Source organism: Vreelandella aquamarina (assembly GCF_020075495.1).
Taxonomy (GTDB): Bacteria; Pseudomonadota; Gammaproteobacteria; order Pseudomonadales; family Halomonadaceae; genus Vreelandella; species Vreelandella aquamarina_A.
Genome location: NZ_JABYQT010000007.1, coordinates 66,651 through 86,669, shown reverse-complemented (window position 1 = coordinate 86,669; position 20,019 = coordinate 66,651). Strand labels below are relative to the sequence as shown.

The window sequence follows — 20,019 nt, the reverse complement described above, 5'->3', positions numbered from 1 at the left end:
TACATCAAGATCAGCAAGCGCGTTGACGCTCCAGGCGTCTTGACACGGCCACCTGAAAGGTGGCCGGTGTCGTGTCTGCTCTTTATATAGCGGTTGTGTATAATAATGACCTCACTCTTTTCAGGAGGACTTCACATGTTGAAAGTCGGTTTCGTGGGATGGCGTGGCATGGTTGGCTCCGTGCTGATGCAGCGCATGCAGGAAGATGGTGATTTCAACGGCATCGAACCTGTGTTCTTCACCACCTCTCAGGTGGGCCAGCCTGGTCCCGACATCGGCGTCGATGTGCCTCCATTAAAGGATGCGTTCGCCCTCGAGGAGCTCAAGGCGCTGGATGTCATCGTGACCTGCCAGGGCGGTGATTACACCAAGCAGGTGTATGCCGATCTACGCAAGAACGGCTGGCAGGGCTACTGGATCGATGCTGCCAGTACGCTGCGCATGGAAGACGATGCCACCATCGTGCTTGACCCGGTCAACCGCAAGGTGATCGACGCACAGCTGGCCAAGGGCGCAAGAACCTTTGTGGGCGGCAACTGCACCGTCAGCCTGATGCTGATGGGTCTGGGGGGGCTGTTCGAGGCCGACATGGTCGAATGGATGACCTCCATGACCTACCAGGCGGCGTCCGGCTCGGGTGCCAAGCACATGCGCGAACTGCTCAATCAGATGGGTCAGCTGCGCGACAGCGTAAGCGGCGAGCTGGCGGATCCTTCCAGCGCCATTCTGGAGATTGACCGCAAGGTGACTGCTGCCATGCGCGGCGACGACTTTTCGATCGAGAACTTTACTGCACCGCTGGCCGGCAGCCTGCTGCCCTGGATCGATACCAAGCTCGACAACGGCCAGAGCCGGGAAGAGTGGAAAGGTTTCGTGGAAACCAACAAGATCCTGGGTCGTGGCGACAAGCCGGTGCCTATCGACGGTCTTTGTGTTCGCATTGGCGCCATGCGCTCGCACAGTCAAGCCTTTACCATCAAGCTGAAGCAGGATGTGCCGCTTGATGAGATCGAGGAGCGTATTGCCAGCCACAACGAGTGGGTCAAGCTGATCCCCAACGACAAGGAGGCCACTGTTGCCGGTTTGACGCCTGCCGCTGCTACCGGCACCTTGAACATTCCGGTGGGCCGCCTGCGCAAGCTCAACATGGGCGGTGAGTATCTTTCGGCCTTCAGCGTGGGTGACCAGCTGTTGTGGGGGGCGGCAGAACCGCTCAAGCGCATGCTGAAGATCCTGCGCGAGCAGTAAGGCACTTTCGGGTATCCTAGACCCGCAGGCCAGGCAACGGGGAGCTTAGAAGCTCCCCGTTTGTCGTTCGAGTGCCCGCTCAGAGGGTATCAGTGGCAAGTGACCTTCTGAGTAGCTGCATGAATTTGTCCTGCAGGTGTGTTAATTATAGTTGGCTTGAGTCAGGGCCGTGAGATGCGCCGAAAAGCAGGGAGCTTACCCAACCGTGTTTAAACAACCATTGCCGCCGTCGGTGGCGCTTAACATGTCAGGCGCGTTTGCACTGGCTGCTGCCAGCTTTTCAGCCCACGGACTCGAGCCGGGCAGTGCTTCGGTTACCTCTGCCATGCAGGCACCGCTTAGCGCGACGATAACGCTCAATGACGCGAGCGCTTACCCACTAGATGAGATTCACGTATCGCTGGCGGATCAAGGCGCGTTCGAGAGGCAAGGACTCGAATGGATACCTGCCACTGACAGCGTGCGGGTGGAGCTGAAAGAGGCGCAGGGCAGGCGGTATATCGCGATCCACTCCGCCCAGCCTGTTACATCCTCCTGGATGGATCTGCTGCTGGATATCGAGTATCCAGAAGGGCACTTGATGCATCCGGTGACGCTATTGCTGGACCCGCCCGGGTACGGACAAGGCAACAGCCCCCGGCATGAAGTGCCAGAACACCACGGCGCTTTGCAGGGTAACGCAGAAGAACCCGAAGCTGCTTCAGGCATGACGCTCGTTCAGGCGGGCGATACTCTCTGGAGCATTGCTGAGCGTACCAGGCCCGCCGAGGCCAGCGTACAGCAAATGATGCTCGCGCTGGTACAGGCCAATCCAGTCGTTTTCCCCAGTGGCGATATCAATCGCCTGCAGGCCGGCCAAGTCTTGAATGTTCCCGGCATCGAGCAGGCGCAAGCGCGCTCGCGCGCGCAAGCCGCTGATGCGGTGCAGGTCATGGTGAGAACAGGGCACTATCCAGACGTTCCGACAGCCGCGCCGCCGCCAGTCCAGCCAGATGAGGGTGGTGCAAATCGAGCCACTGACGCATCGGATGAAAATGCGCCGTCAACTGCCTCTGGCTTGAGTGATGCGCCAGAGCCACCTGGCGCCATTGCCGAGCTTGCTGCACGTCTGGAAGAGAGCCAAGCCAGGCTGCAGTACGCCGAAGCGGAGCGTGAGCAGCTACGTCTGTCCCTTGAGGAGCTGCATGAAAGTATCGATTCGTTGAGACAGCGTATCGACGAGTCCCAGCCTGCGTTACCCGGCGCCGCAGCGACTGCCAGTGCCGGGCTCGCCGATACCCGCCTGCACACTCAGCACGCCGCACCTGGTCACGAACTCTTGACTGGGTTGGAGCGCTATCAGTGGCCGCTGATAAGTCTGGCGCTTGGGCTGTTGCTGCTTGGGCTGCTATGGCTTCGCAAGCGGCGCGAAGGTGACGATGAGTGGCAGAACGCCACTTCCCCCGGAGTGAAGCCTTTTGATGCTGGAGAGGCGACCCGGCACAAGGCGATGCAACCACCTCTCACCAATATACCGTTATCTTGTGCAGATGGCACGAAGATGGAACCTGCTTCGAATAGCTCGCAAAGGCAGACGCAGGATGATCAAGCTATTGGCGATACACGCCTTTCCATGGCACCACCATTTTCACCGATGGTGCAGGCGGCGGGGCAGAGCGATGATTATTCAAAGAGCCAGGCTGCGGGGCTGGCAGGGCCGCGTTATCGCGAACTCAAACCAGTGGAAGAGCAAACAGCACCCGTTGTATTGACGTCTTCGCTGGCGTCGGGCCATCCACTCGCATCGCCGGGCTGGGAGATCGAAGAGGTGGCATTCGCGCCTCAGGGTCGGGATAATAGCTAACCTTTCAAACTCTTGATGACGTGGCTTGATGACCCTGTTCTACCACTTTGATGAAAAAATACCGTTGAAAGGCCGTCTGGCGATGGGCATCGAATACGATGGCTCCCGCTTTTGTGGCTTTCAGCGCTTAAAGCATGCTGCTTCTGTACAGGGGGCAGTTGAAGATGCCTTGGCCAAGGTAGCAGGCGCGCCGGTTCAAATTCATGCCAGTGGACGTACCGACTCGGGAGTTCATGCCACACGCCAGGTCATTCACTTTGACCCACCCGCCGAGCGAACCGAAAAAGCATGGATTTTTGGAGCCAATACCAATCTGCCTCGCGATATCGCGGTGCGCTGGGTCAAGCCGGTTTCTGACGACTTCCACTCGCGCCTGAGTGCGCTCGGGCGCCGCTACCGCTATCTGCTGCTCAACCAGATTAGCCGCCCGGTACTCGAACGCACCAACGTGACATGGTGCCGCGACCCGCTGGATGCCGAAGCCATGCACCGTGCGGCTCAGGCACTGGTAGGGGAGCACGATTTTTCGAGTTTCCGCGCTGCCGGTTGCCAATCGAAAACGCCCTGGCGTCAGATGCACTTTGTCGAGGTCAAGCGGTTTGGGCCACTGGTCGTGATCGACATACAGGGCAACGCGTTCTTGCACCACATGATCCGCAATATCGCCGGTGCTCTGGTCAGCGTTGGACGTGGCGCCCAGGATGAAGGTTATATTGAACGATTACTGGCTCTCAAGAATCGTAAGAAAGGAGATGTGACGGCGCCAGCCTGTGGCCTGCATTTTGTCGATTCGCTTTATGACGAGCGTTTCGAGCTGCCCAAGGAGCCGCTGGGGCCGAACCTGCTCGCATTTACCGGCGAATGGACAGGCGAACGGGTGCTCCCCGAGACCCCCAGGGTGACGGCGCGCCGCAACCTGACCTTTGTCAAGAAAACCCCCGGCACCGCCCAGGAGGATTGATGATACTCAACGCCAAGCCCCAGCGGACCCGGATCAAGTTTTGTGGTTTTACGCGGGCCGATGATATTACGCAGGCGGTTTCGCTGGGAGTCGATGCCCTGGGGTTTGTCATGTGGCCCAAAAGCAGGCGCGCCATTACTCTTGACCAGCTGGCGTCGCTCTCTGAGCGTGTGCCTTCTTTTGTTACTCGAGTGGGGCTGTTCGTTGACCAGCCAGCGGAGCTGATAAGGGCATGCTTGCCGTATCTCGATCTGATCCAGTTTCACGGCGAAGAGTCGGCGGCATTTTGTGAGCAGTTTGATCGCCCCTGGATAAAGGCGCTGCGCATGCGTGATGGTATCGACCTGCACCGCTTGGCCGCTCAGTACAGCAGTGCCAAGGCATTGCTGTTGGACGCCTACCGGCCAGGAACGCCGGGCGGCACAGGGGAGGTCTTTGACTGGTCGAGAATCCCCGCGGATCTGGCAAAACCTGTTATTCTCGCCGGAGGGCTCACGCCAGACAATATAGCCGCTGCCGTTGCCCAGGTAGCGCCCTTTGCGGTTGATGTTTCAGGAGGGATCGAGTCCACGGCCGAGGGCAAGGACATCGAGAAAATGGCCATGTTCGTCAATCAAGTAGCGTTAGTCGACGCTCGCTAAGCACGCCGCGCAGTTGCTCTTTGCGACTGTGCACTCCGGTTTTTCAATATTTGCCTGCGCTGGCAATCTGTGAGGTATCTCTGTGACTGTCTCGGCAACTGGTACGCATGATTCTGCACCCGACACGCGGTTTGGCGAGCTGACCCGCATGCCCGATGCCCGGGGGCACTACGGGCCCTATGGCGGTCGGTTCGTGTCGGAAACCCTGAGCTACGCGCTTGAAGATCTTGAACAGACCTACTTGAGCCTGCGAGACGATCCAGCCTTCCAGGCGGAGTTTGATCGGGATCTGGCCCACTATGTTGGCCGTCCATCGCCTTTGTACCACGCCGAGCGCTGGTCCAGAACGCTGGGTGGTGCGCAGATCTGGTTAAAGCGCGAAGACTTGAATCATACCGGCGCGCACAAGGTCAACAACACGATTGGCCAGGCGCTTCTCGCCAAGAAGACCGGCAAGCCACGCGTGATTGCTGAAACTGGCGCCGGCCAGCACGGGGTTGCCACGGCCACCGTCGCCGCGCGTCTGGGGCTCGAGTGCGATGTCTACATGGGCGCAGAGGACGTGCAGCGTCAAAAGCTCAACGTCTACCGCATGCGTTTGCTCGGTGCGCGGGTCATCCCGGTCGAGTCGGGAACGCGCACCTTGAAAGATGCCATGAACGAAGCGCTGCGTGACTGGGTAACCAACGTCGATAACACCTTCTATATCATCGGTACGGTAGCAGGGCCGCATCCCTATCCGCAGCTGGTGCGAGACTTCAATGCGGTGGTCGGTCGCGAAGCGCGCCAGCAGTCTCTCGAGCAGATCGGTCGCCTGCCCGATGCGCTCGTGGCCTGCGTGGGCGGTGGTTCCAACGCCATTGGCCTGTTCTACCCGTTTATCGAGGACGACGCGGTCGCCATGTACGGTGTCGAGGCGGGGGGTGACGGCATCGAGACCGGCCGGCATGCTGCCCCGCTTGCATCGAATGCGCCGCGCGGCGTACTGCATGGCAACCGCACCTACCTGATGTCCGACGAAGCGGGGCAGGTGTCCGATACCCATTCTATTTCCGCCGGTCTTGATTACCCCGGTGTCGGCCCCGAGCATTCGCTCTGGAAAGATGTTGGCCGGGTCAAGTACGTGGCTGCAAACGATAAGGAAGTGCTGGAAGCGTTTCGCGAGCTGACCCAGATGGAGGGCATCATGCCCGCGTTGGAATCTGCTCATGCCCTGGCGCATGCCAAGGTGCTGGCAACCACCATGCAGCCAGACCAGCACATCGTGGTCAATCTTTCCGGACGTGGTGACAAGGACATCATGACGGTCGCCAAGATTGACGGTATCGAATTTTAAGGGCAGCTTCCAAGGATCGACATGAACCGTATTGATCAGCGTTTCAGTGAACTTAAGCAGCAAGGTCGCAAGGCCTTGATCCCTTACATAACCGCAGGTGACCCGGCGCCTCACTATACCGTCGGCTTCATGCATGCGCTTGTCGAGGCGGGTGCAGACATCATCGAGCTTGGCGTACCCTTTTCCGACCCCATGGCGGATGGCCCGGTGATTCAGAAAGCCTGCGAGCGCGCGCTCAAGCAGGGCACGCGACTGGTGGATCTGCTGGACATGGTTGCCGAGTTTCGCCAAGCCGACACCAAGACCCCGGTGGTGTTGATGGGTTACTTGAACCCGATCGAGCGAATCGGCTACGAGGTCTTTGCCGACAAGGCAGCCACGGCCGGTGTGGATGGCGTATTGGTGGTGGATATGCCGCCAGAAGAGGCCGATGAGTTTGGCCCGCTGCTAAAAGTGCGCAATTTGGCGGCGATTTTCCTTGTCGCGCCTACCACTTCTCCTGCGCGAGCCGCTACAATATGCGCCCACGGTGAAGGCTACCTTTATTATGTATCGCTTAAAGGGGTCACCGGCGCGGCCACGCTGAATGCCGCAGAAGTCGCTCAGCGCCTGGAGCCGCTTCGCGAGATGACCGACTTGCCGCTGTGTGTCGGTTTCGGTATTCGTGATGGCGTGAGCGCGGCTGAAGTGGCTAAAGTGGCCGATGGGGTGATTGTAGGCAGCGCGCTGGTTAACCGTATTGCCGAGAATACCGAAACACCCGAAATTATCGCGGGGCAGCTTAAAAGCGTGCTTGCAGAAATGCGTACTGCAATGGACGCCTGACGCTGGCCCACATCGTCTCGATTGCATTGATTTGACGACACTCATCAAGCCAGGCGTTAGCTGGCATTGACGTAAACGGAAGCCTTTTTGATATGAGCTGGTTAGACAAGATAGTGCCCTCCATGGGGCGTATCCAGCGTAAAGACCGTCGCGCAAGCGTTCCCGACGGCCTCTGGCGTAAATGTCCCAAGTGTGAAGCCGTTCTCTATCTTCCGGAGCTAGAGAAGCACAACAGCGTGTGTCCTAAATGTGACCACCACTTGCGCCTGACCGCACGTAAACGCTTGGACTGGTTCCTGGATAAAAACGGGCGTGAAGAGATTGCCGCGGACCTTGAGCCCGTTGATCGTCTCAAGTTCCGTGATTCCAAGAAGTACAAGGATCGCCTGGCAGCGGCCCAGAAGGATACCGGTGAAAACGACGCGCTGCTCGCCATGCGTGGCGAACTGGATGGCCTGCCGGTGGTCGCCGTGGCCTTCGAGTTCACCTTCATGGGAGGGTCCATGGGGGCGGTGGTCGGCGAAAAATTCGTTCGCGCAGCGACCATTGCGCTTGACGAAGGCATTCCGTTGGTGTGCTTTGCCGCGTCTGGTGGCGCCCGCATGCAGGAAGCGCTGTTCTCGTTGATGCAGATGGCCAAGACCTCGGCTGCGCTTGAGAAACTCAAGCAGGCGGGCGTGCCCTATATCTCCGTGCTGACCGATCCGGTGTTTGGAGGCGTATCCGCCTCGCTTGCCATGCTGGGCGATCTGAACATTGCCGAACCCAATGCGCTGATCGGCTTCGCGGGGCCACGGGTCATCGAACAGACCGTGCGTGAAACGCTGCCTGAAGGCTTTCAACGCAGCGAGTTTCTACTGGAGCATGGCACGGTGGACATGATCGTGCATCGTCATGAAATGCGTACCCGCATAGGCGGCGTACTGCGCAAGCTTACGCATCACGATGCGCTGGCAGGCGTTGAAGAGCTGGCTGAAACCGGCGAAGTGACCGAATCGATGGTCGATGAAGCCTCTATTGCCGCCGATGCCGATGGCCTTCGCGATGATACTGGGCAGGAGTCGATCGACAAGAGCGATGATACCCAGCGCAATGTCTAAATCCCTTGCCGAATGGCTTCAGCATCTGGAAACCCTGCACCCGGTCGGGATCGATATGGGGCTAGAGCGTGTCTCGACAGTCGCTGAGCGCATGGGGCTTCTTGAGAGCCCCATCGCCAAGCATGTCGTGATCGTGGCGGGTACCAACGGCAAGGGGTCGACCGTTGCCATGGCAGAGGCAATCGCCCTTGCCCACGAGGTGCGCGTAGGGGCTTATTCATCGCCGCACCTTCTGCGGTATAACGAACGGGTCAGGATTGGCGGTCGGGAGATCGACGATGAGCCGCTCGTTGACGGTTTCGAGCGGGTCGAGCGGGCGCGGCTGCAGGCGCCGGAAGTCAGCCTGACCTACTTTGAGGCTGGCACTCTCTGTGCCCTCTGGTGTCTGGCACAGGCAGACCTTGATCTTGCCGTGCTGGAGGTTGGCCTGGGCGGGCGTCTTGACGCGGTCAATATCATCGATGCCGATGTTGCCGTGGTCACCACGATTGCCCAGGACCATGCCAGCTTTCTGGGCACCGATATTGCCAAGATCGGGCTTGAAAAGGCCGGCATCTTCCGTCCTTTGCGTCCCGCGATACTGGGGAGCCAAACCATGCCCAGCAGCGTGGCCGAAACGGCCATTGGCATGGCGGCCCCTGTATACCGCCTGGGGCTAGCATTCAGTCACAGTTCTGACGGCGTTCCAGGGCAGCCCTGGTGCTGGCACGGGTTGACTGTAGAGGGCGATACCGTTTCGCTCGATGCGCTTCCTGATCCCGGGCTACCTGTGGATAATGCGGCAACGGCGCTGCAAGCGCTGGCACTGACGGGCCTTGCGCTGAAGCCCGGTATTACCCAGAGCGCGCTAAAGCAGGTGACGCTGCCAGGCAGGATGCAGTGGATCGGGCAGTGGTGCCTGGATGTTGGTCATAACCCGCATGCCGCCGCTTACCTGGCGCAACGGCTTTTGGCGCCACCTGAGGGCGGCCGGCAGTGGGCGCTGATGGGCATGCTCGATGACAAGGACGCCGATGGCGTTATTGCAGCGCTTGCTCCGCGTGTTACGGACTGGGTGTGCGTGACACTGGAAGGCGAGCGGGGGCGCAAGGCGAGCGAGCTTGCCAAGCGCATCGAGTCCCATGGCGGGCGCGTCTATGGCTGTGCAGACTCGCCACAGGCGGGGGCGGATATCCTGGCATCCCAGTTGGCCCCTCAGGATCGTGTTCTGGCGTTCGGGTCCTTCGTGACCGTTGCTGCCCTTTTGACCCGGCCCTTGCCACAGGCCCAGTAGTTTTATCAGGTATCGCGCTTAGGGCATAAGCTCGCTAGAGGGAGATGATCATGAAATACGGTAGAACAGAGCGCATCAGCGGTATCGTAATCCTGCTTGCCCTACTGGCGATTTTTGTACCTTGGCTAATGAGTGATCCGGCGCCTCGCGAGGAGCGGCCTCAGCCGACGTTCATCATCGAGCAGCCTATCGACACGGCACGCCGTGACGTGGCGATACCGGAAATGCCTTCGACGATCGGCACGCCTTCATCGAATGGCGTAAGCACCAACGAGGCGGTCAATACGCCCATCGATGCCTCGCCGTCATTGCCGCAGACGAATCAGATCGACCCGCCAAGTGATACCACGCCTTCCCAGGAGCCCAATGCACCGCCAAGCAACACGCCGACTCGAGATGATCCCATTGCGGAGCTGGTAGCTTCCAGTGACAACGCCCAAGGCAGCAGCCAAGGGAGCGCTTCTTCCTCGAACGCGTCGGGCCCGTCATCGACAAAGCAGGGCGAGTGGGCGGTTCAGGTAGGCAGTTTTGGGGATGCCGCCAATGCCGAACGCCTGGGCAACCAGCTCACCGATGAAGGGTTCAGCATCTTCACGCGTCAGCGTGATAACAACCTGACCACGGTATTGGTCGGACCTTACGCCTCATCTGAAGATGGCGAAGCTGCCATGGCGCTCATCAAGCAGCGAGCCAACGTGCAGGGCCTGTTAGTGCGGGTAAGAGATTAAACGATGGCCTTGACGTGGATAGATGCGGTCTTTCTGGCCGTACTGGCGCTTTCGATGCTGTCAGGTTTCGTGCGTGGATTTGTCAGAGAAGCGCTAGGCCTGGGGGCATGGGTAGTAGCGCTGATGGTGGCCCGGGTACTGGCCGAACCGGTGGCCGAGATGATGAGTGGCTTCATCGAGAGCTTCGATGCTCGCCTGGTGCTCGCCTTTGCACTGGTGATCTTTGCCGTGATTCTGCTCTGCGGCATCGTCATTCGCTTGGTACACGCTGCCGTGGTATGGGTTGGCATGGGGCTTTTGAACCGCTTCGCAGGGGCGGCATTCGGGCTTGCGCGGGGGGCGGTGATCCTGTTGGTAGCAACGGTGTTGATCACGTTGACCCCGCTTGCCGAGCTTCAGGCCTGGCAGCAGGCTGCGCTTCGTCCCACCTTCATTGAATTGCGCGACTGGGCCGTCAGTCAGCTCGATCAGTGGGAGCGTGAGTTGCCTGAGGCGCCTGCATCGCTGCGCGATATTCCCCTGCCGGAACTTCGAACGCGAGAAGGTTTCACGCCCGAGCCTGTGAATGGCCAGTAGTGTTCGTCCGGCGCTGCCATGCCAAGAGGCGGGCGCGTATGGATAGTTTAGAAACGAGTTTCAGGAACGTACGGGCTTGCCTTGACAAGCCATGGCACTAAAGCGAGGTAACTTGAATGTGCGGTATAGTAGGCCTTCTGGCCAAGCAGGCGGTAAATCAGGGAATCTACGATGCCCTGACCGTACTTCAGCATCGGGGCCAGGACGCTGCCGGCATGATGACCTGGAGCGAAGGACGCTTCCTACTGCGCAAGAGCAACGGACTGGTGCGCGATGTCTTCCATACCCGTCACATGGCTCGTCTCAAGGGCAACCTGGGCATTGGTCACGTACGTTACCCGACGGCTGGCTCCTCCAGCGAAGCGGAATCACAGCCGTTTTACGTCAACTCCCCCTACGGTATTGCGCTGGCGCATAACGGCAACCTGACCAACTCCGAGCAGTTGAAGCAGGAGCTGTTCTCGACCGACCTTCGCCATATCAATACCAGCTCCGATTCCGAAGTGCTGCTCAACGTGTTTGCCCATGAGCTTGGCAAGCAAGGGCTGCACCTGGAAGCGGAAGACATCTTCGATGCCGTTCGTAGAGTGCACCGGCGCTGCAAAGGCGGCTACGCGGCGGTCGCGATCATCAACGGTTTTGGCATGGTGGCCTTTCGCGATCCTCACGGCATTCGTCCGGTGGTGTTCGGTACGCGCCAGACCGATAGCGGCCAGGAAGTGATGATCGCATCCGAGTCGGTGGCGCTCGACGTGGGCGGTTTTGAGCTCGAGCGGGACCTCGGCCCTGGCGAGGCGATTTTTGTCGACATGCAGGGCCAGTTCCACACTCAGGTATGTGCCGATCGTCCGCAGCTGCGTTCGTGCATTTTCGAGCACGTGTATCTGGCGCGCCCTGACTCCATTCTGGATGGCGCCTATGTATACGGCACGCGGATGCAGATGGGTCGCAAACTCGGTGACCGTATTCTCAGCGAATGGCCGGATCACGATATCGATGTGGTGATTCCCATTCCCGATACTTCGCGCACCTCGGCACTCGAAATGGCTCAGCACCTTGGCGTGACCTACCGCGAAGGGTTCATGAAAAACCGCTATATCGGCCGAACCTTCATCATGCCGGGCCAGACCCAGCGGAAAAAATCGGTGCGCCAGAAGCTCAATGCCATCGATGTGGAATTCAAGGGCAAGAACGTGCTGCTGGTCGATGACTCCATCGTGCGTGGAACGACCTGCAAGCAGATCATTCAGATGGCGCGCGATGCCGGCGCCCGCAAGGTCTATTTTGCTTCAGCCGCGCCGCCGGTGCGTTACCCGAATGTATACGGCATCGATATGCCTGCCGCGGTGGAGCTGATCGCTCATGGACGTACGGAAGAGGAGGTGGGTGAGCTGATTGGTGCAGATCGCATCTTCTACCAGGATCTTGAAGACCTCAAGAGCGCCTGCCGTGAGGTCAATCCGGAAATGGAAGCCTTCGACTGTTCCGTGTTTGACGGCGACTATGTGACCGGTGATATCGACGAGGCTTATCTGGCGGTACTGGAGGCCAGCCGCAGTGACTCAGCCAAGGATCACAGTGCAGGTGATCATGCGCTGGTGGACATGCATAACCAGGACGATGACCTCGACGATTGAGCCGGTCTTGACGTTAATTGACTAAAGGGTAACGCCCATGCAGGACGACAGCCAACACAATGAGTGGTCGCTTGAGACGCTGGCAATTCGGGCGGGCCACCAGCGTACCTTCGAGCAGGAGCATTCAGAGCCAATCTTTCCCACTTCAAGCTTTGTGTATGAAAGCGCCGCCGAGGCGGCGCGCAAGTTTGGCGGCAAGGAGCCGGGCAACGTCTACTCACGCTTTACCAATCCCACGGTGCATACCTTCGAGCGCCGACTTGCCGCGCTTGAAGGCGGCGAGCGATGCGTAGCCACAAGCTCGGGCATGTCGGCCATTCTTTCCACTGCGCTTGCGCTGTTGTCGGCCGGCGATGAAATCGTGGCGTCGCGCTCGCTGTTTGGGTCGACGGTCAGTCTGTTCGACAAGTATCTGGGCAAGTTCGGTATTACCACGCGCTATGTCGAGCTCTCGGATCTAAACGCCTGGGAAGCGGCGATGACGCCCCGTACGCGCTTGCTGTTTGCCGAGACGCCGTCCAACCCGCTTTCCGAAGTTGCCGATATCGGTGCGCTTGCCGCACTTGCCCAAAAGCACGATGCGCTGCTGGTGATCGATAACTGCTTTCTGACACCTGCGCTTCAACAGCCGCTGGCGCTGGGTGCCGATCTGGTGATCCATTCGGCTACCAAGTATCTGGATGGTCAGGGCCGGGCCATTGGTGGAGCGGTGGTTGGCAAGCACGAGCTGCTGGAAGAGATCTTTGGTGTAGTACGCACCTGTGGGCCCTGCATGAGCCCGTTCAACGCCTGGATATTCACCAAGGGTCTCGAGACTCTTTCACTGCGCATGAAGGCCCACTGTGAGAACGCACTGGCGCTGGCGCGCTGGCTTGAACAGCATCCAGCGGTAAGCAAGGTGCACTACAGCGGCCTTGAAACGCATCCTCAGCATGCGCTTGCTAACCGCCAGCAGAAGGGCTTTGGTGCCGTACTGGGGTTTGAAGTGATCAACGGCCAGGAAGGTGCCTGGCGAGTGATCGACGCCACGCGGCTGCTGTCCATTACCGGTAACCTGGGCGATGTGAAGACCACGATTACTCATCCGGCGACCACGACCCATGGCCGTCTCTCGGACGCGCAAAAAGAGGCGGCTGGCATCGCCCCGGGGCTGATTCGCGTAGCCGTGGGGCTGGAAAGCCTGCAGGACATACAGCAGGACCTGGCGCGCGGACTGGATGCGCTGGTTACCGATTGACGTCGCAATACATCGCTATCCATAACGAAAAAACCCACCTTACGGTGGGTTTTTTTGCATCCAGGGCTCACGCTTGCGCCATTGTCAGCCATCGGCCTCCTGTTTCAGGAAGCGTTGCGATGGGGCAGGTCTGACTGGGCAATCTCGTCGTTGCTGTCAGTTGCGTGATGCGCCTCAGAATTCGGGATGGCAATCTGGTTCTTGGCGGCATCGCCATTGACCAGTGGCAGGTCAGCCGGGGTCATGTACAGATCATCGGTGCTGTAACCTGCAGCGGAGCTGGCGTGGACGATTTCGTTCAGCTCACCTGAGCCTTGCTCAGCCAGCGCGGCAGTAGAGGTCAGCGTCAGGGCGATAGTGGCGATAAAAGCAGCTTTTTTCATGGTTAAGTTTCTCGTCAATGCTTGAATTCAGATGATGTCATTACGACGTGCCGTTGAGGCATGCGCTAATATTAAGCGCGCAAAATGAATAATAAAATTGATTAAAATTGCATTTTTCGTTCGTTTTTTTGAATTATATAGGCGAACTACAATCCAGGCTTAAAATGGCAATGTAACTCGTTAGCCCGTTATCCAGTGGTTTTTACGAATGGAGTGTTTAGCTTTTTTCAGCAGTCACGCACCGAATTTGCCAGTATGCTCTGCTGATAAGTCAAGGGGTTAGCTTATGTTAAAGGCGTATGCTGTACTTCAGCCTTGCCCCTTCAGGCAGCTCGATCAATAAGGAACAAGAAAGATGTGGCGTAACACGCACAGGCGCTGGGGAGCGGTCAGTATCGTTTTTCATTGGTTGAGTGCTTTCACCGTGATCGGCCTGTTTGCATTGGGTTGGTGGATGACAGGGCTTGGCTATTACGATAGCTGGTATAACTTCGGCCCCTGGATTCACCGTTCGATTGGTATCCTGCTGCTGATGGCCACCGCCGCAAGAGTGCTCTGGCGACTGCTCCAGCCGACGCCGGTCGGTGAAGGAAGCCGTCTGGAAAAGCTGGCCGCACACCTTGGGCATATTGCGCTTTACATGATATTGCTGCTGGTCTTGGGCAGCGGCTATCTGATTTCCACGGCAAACGGGCGCGGTATCAGTGTATTTGGCTGGTTTGACGTGCCAGCCCTGGTGCATGGCCTGCCCAACCAGGCCAGCATTGCCGGTGACATTCACTGGTACAGCGCCCTGGCTCTGGTCATTCTGGCCGCAGGGCATGCGCTGGCGGCTTTCAAGCACCACTGGGTCGATAAGCACGATACGCTGATCCGCATGATCAATCCCTGGTATCGCCTCAAACAGAGGTAAAAGTCAGCCTGCCGCGGAAAGGCAATCTTGCGCTTGCAACATGAGCGTGGAATGAAACGGGTTTTCGAACGCTGCGAGCACGCTATACTCGCAGTGCCTACTACGGAAAGTAAGGAGATATTGAAAAATGTTGAAAAAGACTGCATGTGCATCTGCTGTTGCCGCTGCGCTACTGGTACCTTTGAGCCAAGCGCAGGCAGCCGACTATCAGGTAGATACCGAAGGCCAGCATGCGTTCGTTCAGTTCAAGATCAGCCACCTTGGTATGTCCTACCTGCTGGGTAGCTTCAAGGAGTTTGACGGCCAGTTCACCTACGATGAAAATGATCTTGACGCTTCTTCGGTCGAGTTCGAAGTACAGGTCGACAGCCTGGATTCCAACCATGCCGAGCGTGATCGCCATATTCTGAGTGACGATTTCCTGAATGCCAGCGAGTATCCCACCGCTACCTTTTCCTCTACTGGTTTCGAGTCGACCGGCGATAACGAAGGTGTTCTCACCGGTGATCTGACGCTGCACGGTGAAACCCGTGAAATCGAAATGCCGGTCACTCTGCTGGGTGAAGGCGATGACCCCTGGGGTAGCTACCGCGCCGGGTTTGAAGGCAAGACCATGTTGACGCTGAGCGATTTCGGCATCGACATGAGCGATTTCCCCGAGCCAATGCATGAGTTGGAGCTCTACGTGACGTTTGAAGGCATTCGTCAGTAAGCGTGTATGCTTGAAACGCCACCGCCCTTGCCGGGTGGTGGCGTTTTTCGTTTATAGCCCTACCTTTTGAAAGGAGTGACTAGTTTGAGCAGCACCCTGCAGCAGCGCGAGTTGGCCATAACCCTATGGCGCCAGACGTGGCCGATGGCCATTGGCGTATTGGCGCTATTGGGTTTTCAGCTTGTCGATAGTGCGTTCATCGCTCGTTTGGGCACGGCCCCTCTAGCCGCACAGTCGTTTACCTTTCCGCTTTCGTTTCTCATCATCGGCATTCAGGTAGGCATGGGCATTGCCATCGCTGCGCTTATTTCACGTGCCCTGGGTGGTAATGAGCATGATCGGGCCAAACGGTTGAGCTGCCTGGTGCTGCTTGCCGGGGGGGGGATCATCGGCGTTATCTGCATAGGGTTGTGGCTATTTCATGCGCCTGTTTTTCGCCAGCTGGGCGCTGACACTACGGCACTTGCCTATATCCGTATCTACTGGGGGCCACAGCTTCTATCTGCATGGCTGGGTGCACTGCTTTATTTCATGTATAGCGTATTTCGCGCCTACGGTAATACGCGACTGCCCGGCAAGATGATGGTGCTCAGCAGCGTTGCGAATTTGGTGCTCGATCCGTTACTGATCTTTGGGGTGGGCTCATGGGAGGGCTGGGGCTTGCCCGGTGCGGCGTGGGCCAGCTGTATTGCGTTTACGCTCGGGCTTGTGATCACTACTCAGAAGTTGATTCGCAAGCAGTGGGTTGCACGAGCCGGGATCTGGGAAGAGGCTCGGCGGTCCTGGAGGCCTTACATGGGGATCGCCGCCCCGGCCATGGTCAGCCAGCTGATGCCACCGCTGGCCAGTATGCTGACCATTTCGGTAGTGGCGGGTCTTGGGGATACCCAAGTGGCAGCCTGGGGGCTGGCCAGCCGACTGGAAACGCTTTCGCTGATGGTGATACTGGCCATGACCATGTCACTTCCGCCCTGGCTGGGTCGCTGCTATGGCGCCGGTGATTGGGGGCAGATCCAGCAACTCATGCGCCTGGCGCTCAAGGTGGCCCTTGCATGGCAACTGACGCTTGGCGTGTTGCTTGCGCTATGCGCGCCCTGGCTTGCCATGGCGTTGGCGGGAACGCCGAACGTTCAGAGCGAACTGACCCTGCTTGTCCGCTTTCTGCTGCCAAGCTATGCAGCCCTTGGCGTGTGCATGCTGGTGGTGTCTGCCGGCAATGCACTTGGCTGGCCGCTGCGCGCCATGCTGCTTTCCAGCGCGCGGCTGTTCGTCTTCTATTTGCCCTGCCTGTGGGCAGGCGCGCAACTTGCCGGCTGGCTTGGATTGGCCGCCGGAGCGGCGCTGGGCAATCTGCTGGCGGGGCTATTTGCCTGGATCGTCTTGAGGCGCATATTATCCCGCCCTGAACGTCAGGCGGGATATAGCGCTTGAGTCAACGCGATCAGCGAGGGCGAGGCGTTTCCTGAAAGGAAAAGTAAACGAACAGCAGTGCCATGGCCAGATAGCCCATGACGAATTCGGGGGCGGCATTGAAAGCGAGCTTGGGCGCATGCATCAACCCGATAAAGGAAAAGCCGGCGGCTATGCCTGCAAACACGGCGGCACGCTTGAATTGATGGTCGATCACTGACACCGTCATGGCGCCCAGCAGGATGGCCATGAACATCGCACCCTGGCCCATCACTACAATGGCACTCGAGATATCGCTGACCACCTCACCGGCGCCCCGGTTGAAACGCGTCATCAGGTAGTTGGCGAAGTAAGGCAGCATGGCGAGCGCCACGGCGGGGTAGTAGCGCGTGTCGTTGGCCTGAAAGGCGGTTGCAATCATCGACATACCGACAAATACCAGAATGGGGGCCACCACCGATACCGGAATGATCGCGGCCAGCGCAGCAATCAAGCCAGTCATGGTGGCCAGGGCGTAGACTGCGCCGTTCAAGAGGCTGTAACCGCGCCCGGCTCCCATCCATTTGGCACCTACCGTAGCGATGTAGACGGTAGTGGGGAAGACGCCACCAAACAGGGAACCCACCATGGTGCCCACGCCGTCTACGGCCTGACACTCGCGCACATCGTACTTGTCGCCAGCGGCTTCCATGGCTTCCACGTTGTTCATCGTCTCGATCGCATTGTAGAGCGTGATGGGAAGAACGACCGTCAGTACCGCCAGCATGCCGGTAAACAGCAGTCCGAGCCCTTCAAGCCAGGCCAGGTTTGGCAACAGCGGATAGAAGCCCAGATGAGTAAAGGCATCGCTGAAGCGTTCGCTGCCTGCATCATCAATCAGGTACGCCATGGCCGTGCCGATCACGATGGCGAACAGCGAAGTCGGCAGCTTGAATGGCATGCTGACGCGAGCAACCAGTCCGACGATGATGATTCCCAGTACCAGCAGGCCGATTACCGGCACTTCCAGGGTCTTGAACAGCATTTCACCGGCGATAAAGGTCAGTGCAACGCCGGCCACCGCCCCCAGCATGGCAGCACGGGGGAGGTGGTACTGCACCCAGCGACCAATCACACTGATGGCGACTTCAATGGCACCGCTGATAAAGCAGGCAGCTACTGCGATCTTCCAGGCGAGCTCGGTATCGCCGGTCAGCTGCTTGGCGGGTAGCAGTACGCCGAACAGGAAGACGAACATGACCGGTGTGGAAATACCGTAGGAGAGGGCGGTGACATCGGTGCGGTTCTCCCTGCGGGCAAGGCGCGCTGCACTCCAGGCATAGTAGAAATTGCCAGCCATGACGGCCACGGCCGCGCCGGGCAGCACCTGCCCGAAGACGATCGATGCAGGAAAATCCATGCCCAGCATGGTGATCGCAATCACGATGAAATTGGCAATATTGTTCTGAAAGAGGGCGAAGAACGCGTCGGTATCTTCTTTCTTGTACCAGGGATAGTGTGTGCTGGCAGCCGCCATGGAAGGCCTCGTTTGCTGGAAATGTCGTCAGCCAGGTAAGTTGATGTTGCAGCTGAGCCGAGGTCAATGAGGTTGACTGATCGGTCAGGTTCCTGGCTGAAAGGAACGCCGCACGGGCGCCCCAGGCTCTGGCGGCAAGCGCGCAATTGTACACAACATTGACCCTGTTCCCAAGATGGCTTCTTGCCAGGCAAAACGCCCAGGCAAGGCCTGGGCGTCAAGTCGTCATGCGGGGTATTGCTTATGCGTTGACCGCGGCAATCGCCTTGGCCAGGTAGGGCAGGTTTTCATGCGAGAAGCCCGCCACGTTGGCACGGCCCGAGCGCACCATATAAATGCCAAACTCATCACGCAGGCGGTCAACCTGTTCAGGTGTCAGGCCTGTATAGGAGAACATGCCACGCTGTTCGGCCACGCAGGCGTATTTCTGATCGAGTCCATAAGGCTTCAAGGCTTCAACGAAATCGCGGCGTAGGGTATTGATTCGGTCACGCATCTCGGTCAGCTCTTCGCGCCACATGGCGGTAAGTTCAGCATCACCAAGGATTTCGCTGACGATGGCACCACCGTGAGCTGGCGGGTTGGAGTAGTTTTCACGAGCCACGATGGCCACTTGTGAGCGTACGTTCTCCATCTGCTCGGCGTCCTTGGCAACGGTGATCAAACAGCCCGTACGCTCACAGTAGATACCGAAGTTCTTGGAGCAGGAGCTGGTGATGATGACCTCATCCAGCTTTTCAGCCAGAAGACGTACGCCGTAAGCGTCTTCATCGAGGCCTTCACCAAACCCCTGATAAGCAAAATCGACCAGCGGCAGCAGCTGACGGTCGCGCAATACCTCGAGCACCTCTTGCCACTGCGCCTGGGAAAGATCGAAGCCTGTCGGATTATGGCAGCAGGCGTGAAGCACGACCACGTCGCCTTCGGGGATCTGCTTCAATGCATTGAGCATGCCTGAGAAATCCAGACGGTTATCGGCGTCCACATACGGGTACTTGTGAAGCTTGATACCCGCCGAGGTAAAGATCCCGTGGTGGTTTGGCCAGGTAGGATCGCTTACCCAGATACCCTTGCCTGGCAGTTGCGTTGCAATGAAATCTGCTGCCAGACGCAGTGCGCCAGTACCGCCGGGTGACTGTGTGGCGCTTGCGCGGTTAGCCGCAAGAACGGGAGAGTCGGCACCCAGTACCATGGGAAGCACGACATGCCCATAGGCCGGGGCGCCATGCGAGCCAATGTAGGTCTTGGTGCTTTCATTCTTGAGCAGGCGAGCTTCGGCTTCTTTGACGGCGCGCATGATCGGCGTATTACCCTTGGCGTCGCGGTAAACACCCACGCCTAGATCCACTTTCTGTGGGTTGGTATCTTTCTTGAAAGCTTCGATCAGCCCGAGAATGGCATCTCCAGGGACTCGCTCTATATGCTCAAACATGTACTCGGCTACCTCGTTGGTTCTGGCGTCAAGAATGGAATCGTTTGGATGCAGCAGGCCTCGTAAGAGACGACCATGCAGGGTCGCTCTACCTCACCGGCAAAGCAGTTGGGTGCTATCCTGGCTGCATTGATCGTGCCAATACGCTGAGGTGATAGCAGCGCGTTGGCAGTGCCATGACGCGAAAGACTTCATGACTGCTTCATGATGCCATCGTGCTCGACAATCCGCCACTCTGGCCGCTTCAA

18 protein-coding genes are annotated in these 20,019 nt (G+C 58.4%); 15 read left to right on the top strand and 3 right to left on the bottom strand.

Features of this window, described 5'->3' with window-relative positions; genetic code table 11:
• Positions 1 to 135 precede the first annotated feature (135 nt).
• The 12 genes from asd to HW452_RS12175 all read left to right on the top strand — a co-directional run bounded on the left by asd (position 136) and on the right by HW452_RS12175 (position 13,405).
• A complete protein-coding gene (gene asd / locus HW452_RS12230) occupies positions 136 to 1,248 on the top strand; it encodes an aspartate-semialdehyde dehydrogenase (protein WP_224106388.1) in 1,113 nt (370 codons plus the stop codon).
• Positions 1,249 to 1,492: 244 nt separating this feature from the next.
• Entirely contained in the window at positions 1,493 to 3,091 is a 1,599-nt protein-coding gene (locus HW452_RS12225) for a type IV pilus assembly protein FimV (RefSeq protein ID WP_224106387.1), read from the top strand.
• Positions 3,092 to 3,119: 28 nt separating this feature from the next.
• A complete protein-coding gene (truA, locus tag HW452_RS12220; RefSeq protein ID WP_224106386.1) occupies positions 3,120 to 4,052 on the top strand; it encodes a tRNA pseudouridine(38-40) synthase TruA in 933 nt (310 codons plus the stop codon).
• On the top strand, positions 4,052 to 4,693 hold the full coding sequence (locus HW452_RS12215; protein ID WP_224106385.1) for a phosphoribosylanthranilate isomerase: 642 nt from the start codon (positions 4,052 to 4,054) through the stop codon (positions 4,691 to 4,693). Before truA ends, HW452_RS12215 begins: the two co-directional genes overlap by 1 nt.
• A 76-nt stretch (positions 4,694 to 4,769) precedes the next feature.
• Entirely contained in the window at positions 4,770 to 6,029 is a 1,260-nt protein-coding gene (trpB, locus tag HW452_RS12210) for a tryptophan synthase subunit beta (RefSeq protein WP_425348111.1), read from the top strand.
• A gap of 21 nt (positions 6,030 to 6,050) precedes the next feature.
• Positions 6,051 to 6,854, top strand: coding sequence for a tryptophan synthase subunit alpha (gene trpA / locus HW452_RS12205; RefSeq protein ID WP_224106384.1), 804 nt, complete (start codon positions 6,051 to 6,053; stop codon positions 6,852 to 6,854).
• Positions 6,855 to 6,946: 92 nt separating this feature from the next.
• Complete coding sequence (gene accD / locus HW452_RS12200; RefSeq protein WP_224106383.1) at positions 6,947 to 7,954, top strand: acetyl-CoA carboxylase, carboxyltransferase subunit beta; 1,008 nt, start codon at positions 6,947 to 6,949, stop codon at positions 7,952 to 7,954.
• A complete protein-coding gene (folC, locus tag HW452_RS12195) occupies positions 7,947 to 9,227 on the top strand; it encodes a bifunctional tetrahydrofolate synthase/dihydrofolate synthase (protein WP_263433640.1) in 1,281 nt (426 codons plus the stop codon). Before accD ends, folC begins: the two co-directional genes overlap by 8 nt.
• Positions 9,228 to 9,277: 50 nt before the next feature.
• Positions 9,278 to 9,955: an SPOR domain-containing protein gene (locus HW452_RS12190; RefSeq protein WP_224106381.1), complete on the top strand. Its 678-nt coding sequence runs from the start codon at positions 9,278 to 9,280 to the stop codon at positions 9,953 to 9,955.
• A gap of 3 nt (positions 9,956 to 9,958) precedes the next feature.
• Complete coding sequence (locus HW452_RS12185; RefSeq protein ID WP_224106380.1) at positions 9,959 to 10,531, top strand: CvpA family protein; 573 nt, start codon at positions 9,959 to 9,961, stop codon at positions 10,529 to 10,531.
• A 116-nt stretch (positions 10,532 to 10,647) separates the two neighbouring features.
• A complete protein-coding gene (gene purF / locus HW452_RS12180) occupies positions 10,648 to 12,168 on the top strand; it encodes an amidophosphoribosyltransferase (RefSeq protein ID WP_224106379.1) in 1,521 nt (506 codons plus the stop codon).
• 37 nt (positions 12,169 to 12,205) lie between these two features.
• A complete protein-coding gene (locus HW452_RS12175; protein WP_224106378.1) occupies positions 12,206 to 13,405 on the top strand; it encodes an O-succinylhomoserine sulfhydrylase in 1,200 nt (399 codons plus the stop codon).
• A 104-nt stretch (positions 13,406 to 13,509) separates the two neighbouring features.
• Here HW452_RS12175 and HW452_RS12170 read toward each other — a convergent pair whose 3' ends face one another.
• Complete coding sequence (locus HW452_RS12170) at positions 13,510 to 13,788, bottom strand: hypothetical protein (protein WP_224106377.1); 279 nt, start codon at positions 13,786 to 13,788, stop codon at positions 13,510 to 13,512.
• A 355-nt stretch (positions 13,789 to 14,143) separates the two neighbouring features.
• On the opposite strand from HW452_RS12170, the gene HW452_RS12165 reads away from it, so the two are divergent.
• The 3 genes from HW452_RS12165 (at position 14,144) to HW452_RS12155 (ending at position 16,844) form a co-directional block, all read left to right on the top strand.
• Positions 14,144 to 14,701, top strand: coding sequence for a cytochrome b (locus tag HW452_RS12165; protein WP_224106376.1), 558 nt, complete (start codon positions 14,144 to 14,146; stop codon positions 14,699 to 14,701).
• A gap of 127 nt (positions 14,702 to 14,828) precedes the next feature.
• Positions 14,829 to 15,413, top strand: coding sequence for a YceI family protein (locus HW452_RS12160; protein ID WP_224106375.1), 585 nt, complete (start codon positions 14,829 to 14,831; stop codon positions 15,411 to 15,413).
• 144 nt (positions 15,414 to 15,557) lie between these two features.
• Entirely contained in the window at positions 15,558 to 16,844 is a 1,287-nt protein-coding gene (locus HW452_RS12155) for an MATE family efflux transporter (protein WP_425348110.1), read from the top strand.
• 10 nt (positions 16,845 to 16,854) lie between these two features.
• Here the strand turns inward: HW452_RS12155 and HW452_RS12150 are convergent, their stop codons facing one another.
• Positions 16,855 to 18,339 (bottom strand): NCS2 family permease, encoded by a 1,485-nt coding sequence (locus HW452_RS12150; RefSeq protein WP_224106373.1) that lies wholly within the window; start codon positions 18,337 to 18,339, stop codon positions 16,855 to 16,857.
• 241 nt (positions 18,340 to 18,580) lie between these two features.
• Complete coding sequence (locus HW452_RS12145; protein ID WP_224106372.1) at positions 18,581 to 19,771, bottom strand: aromatic amino acid transaminase; 1,191 nt, start codon at positions 19,769 to 19,771, stop codon at positions 18,581 to 18,583.
• Positions 19,772 to 20,019 lie beyond the last annotated feature (248 nt).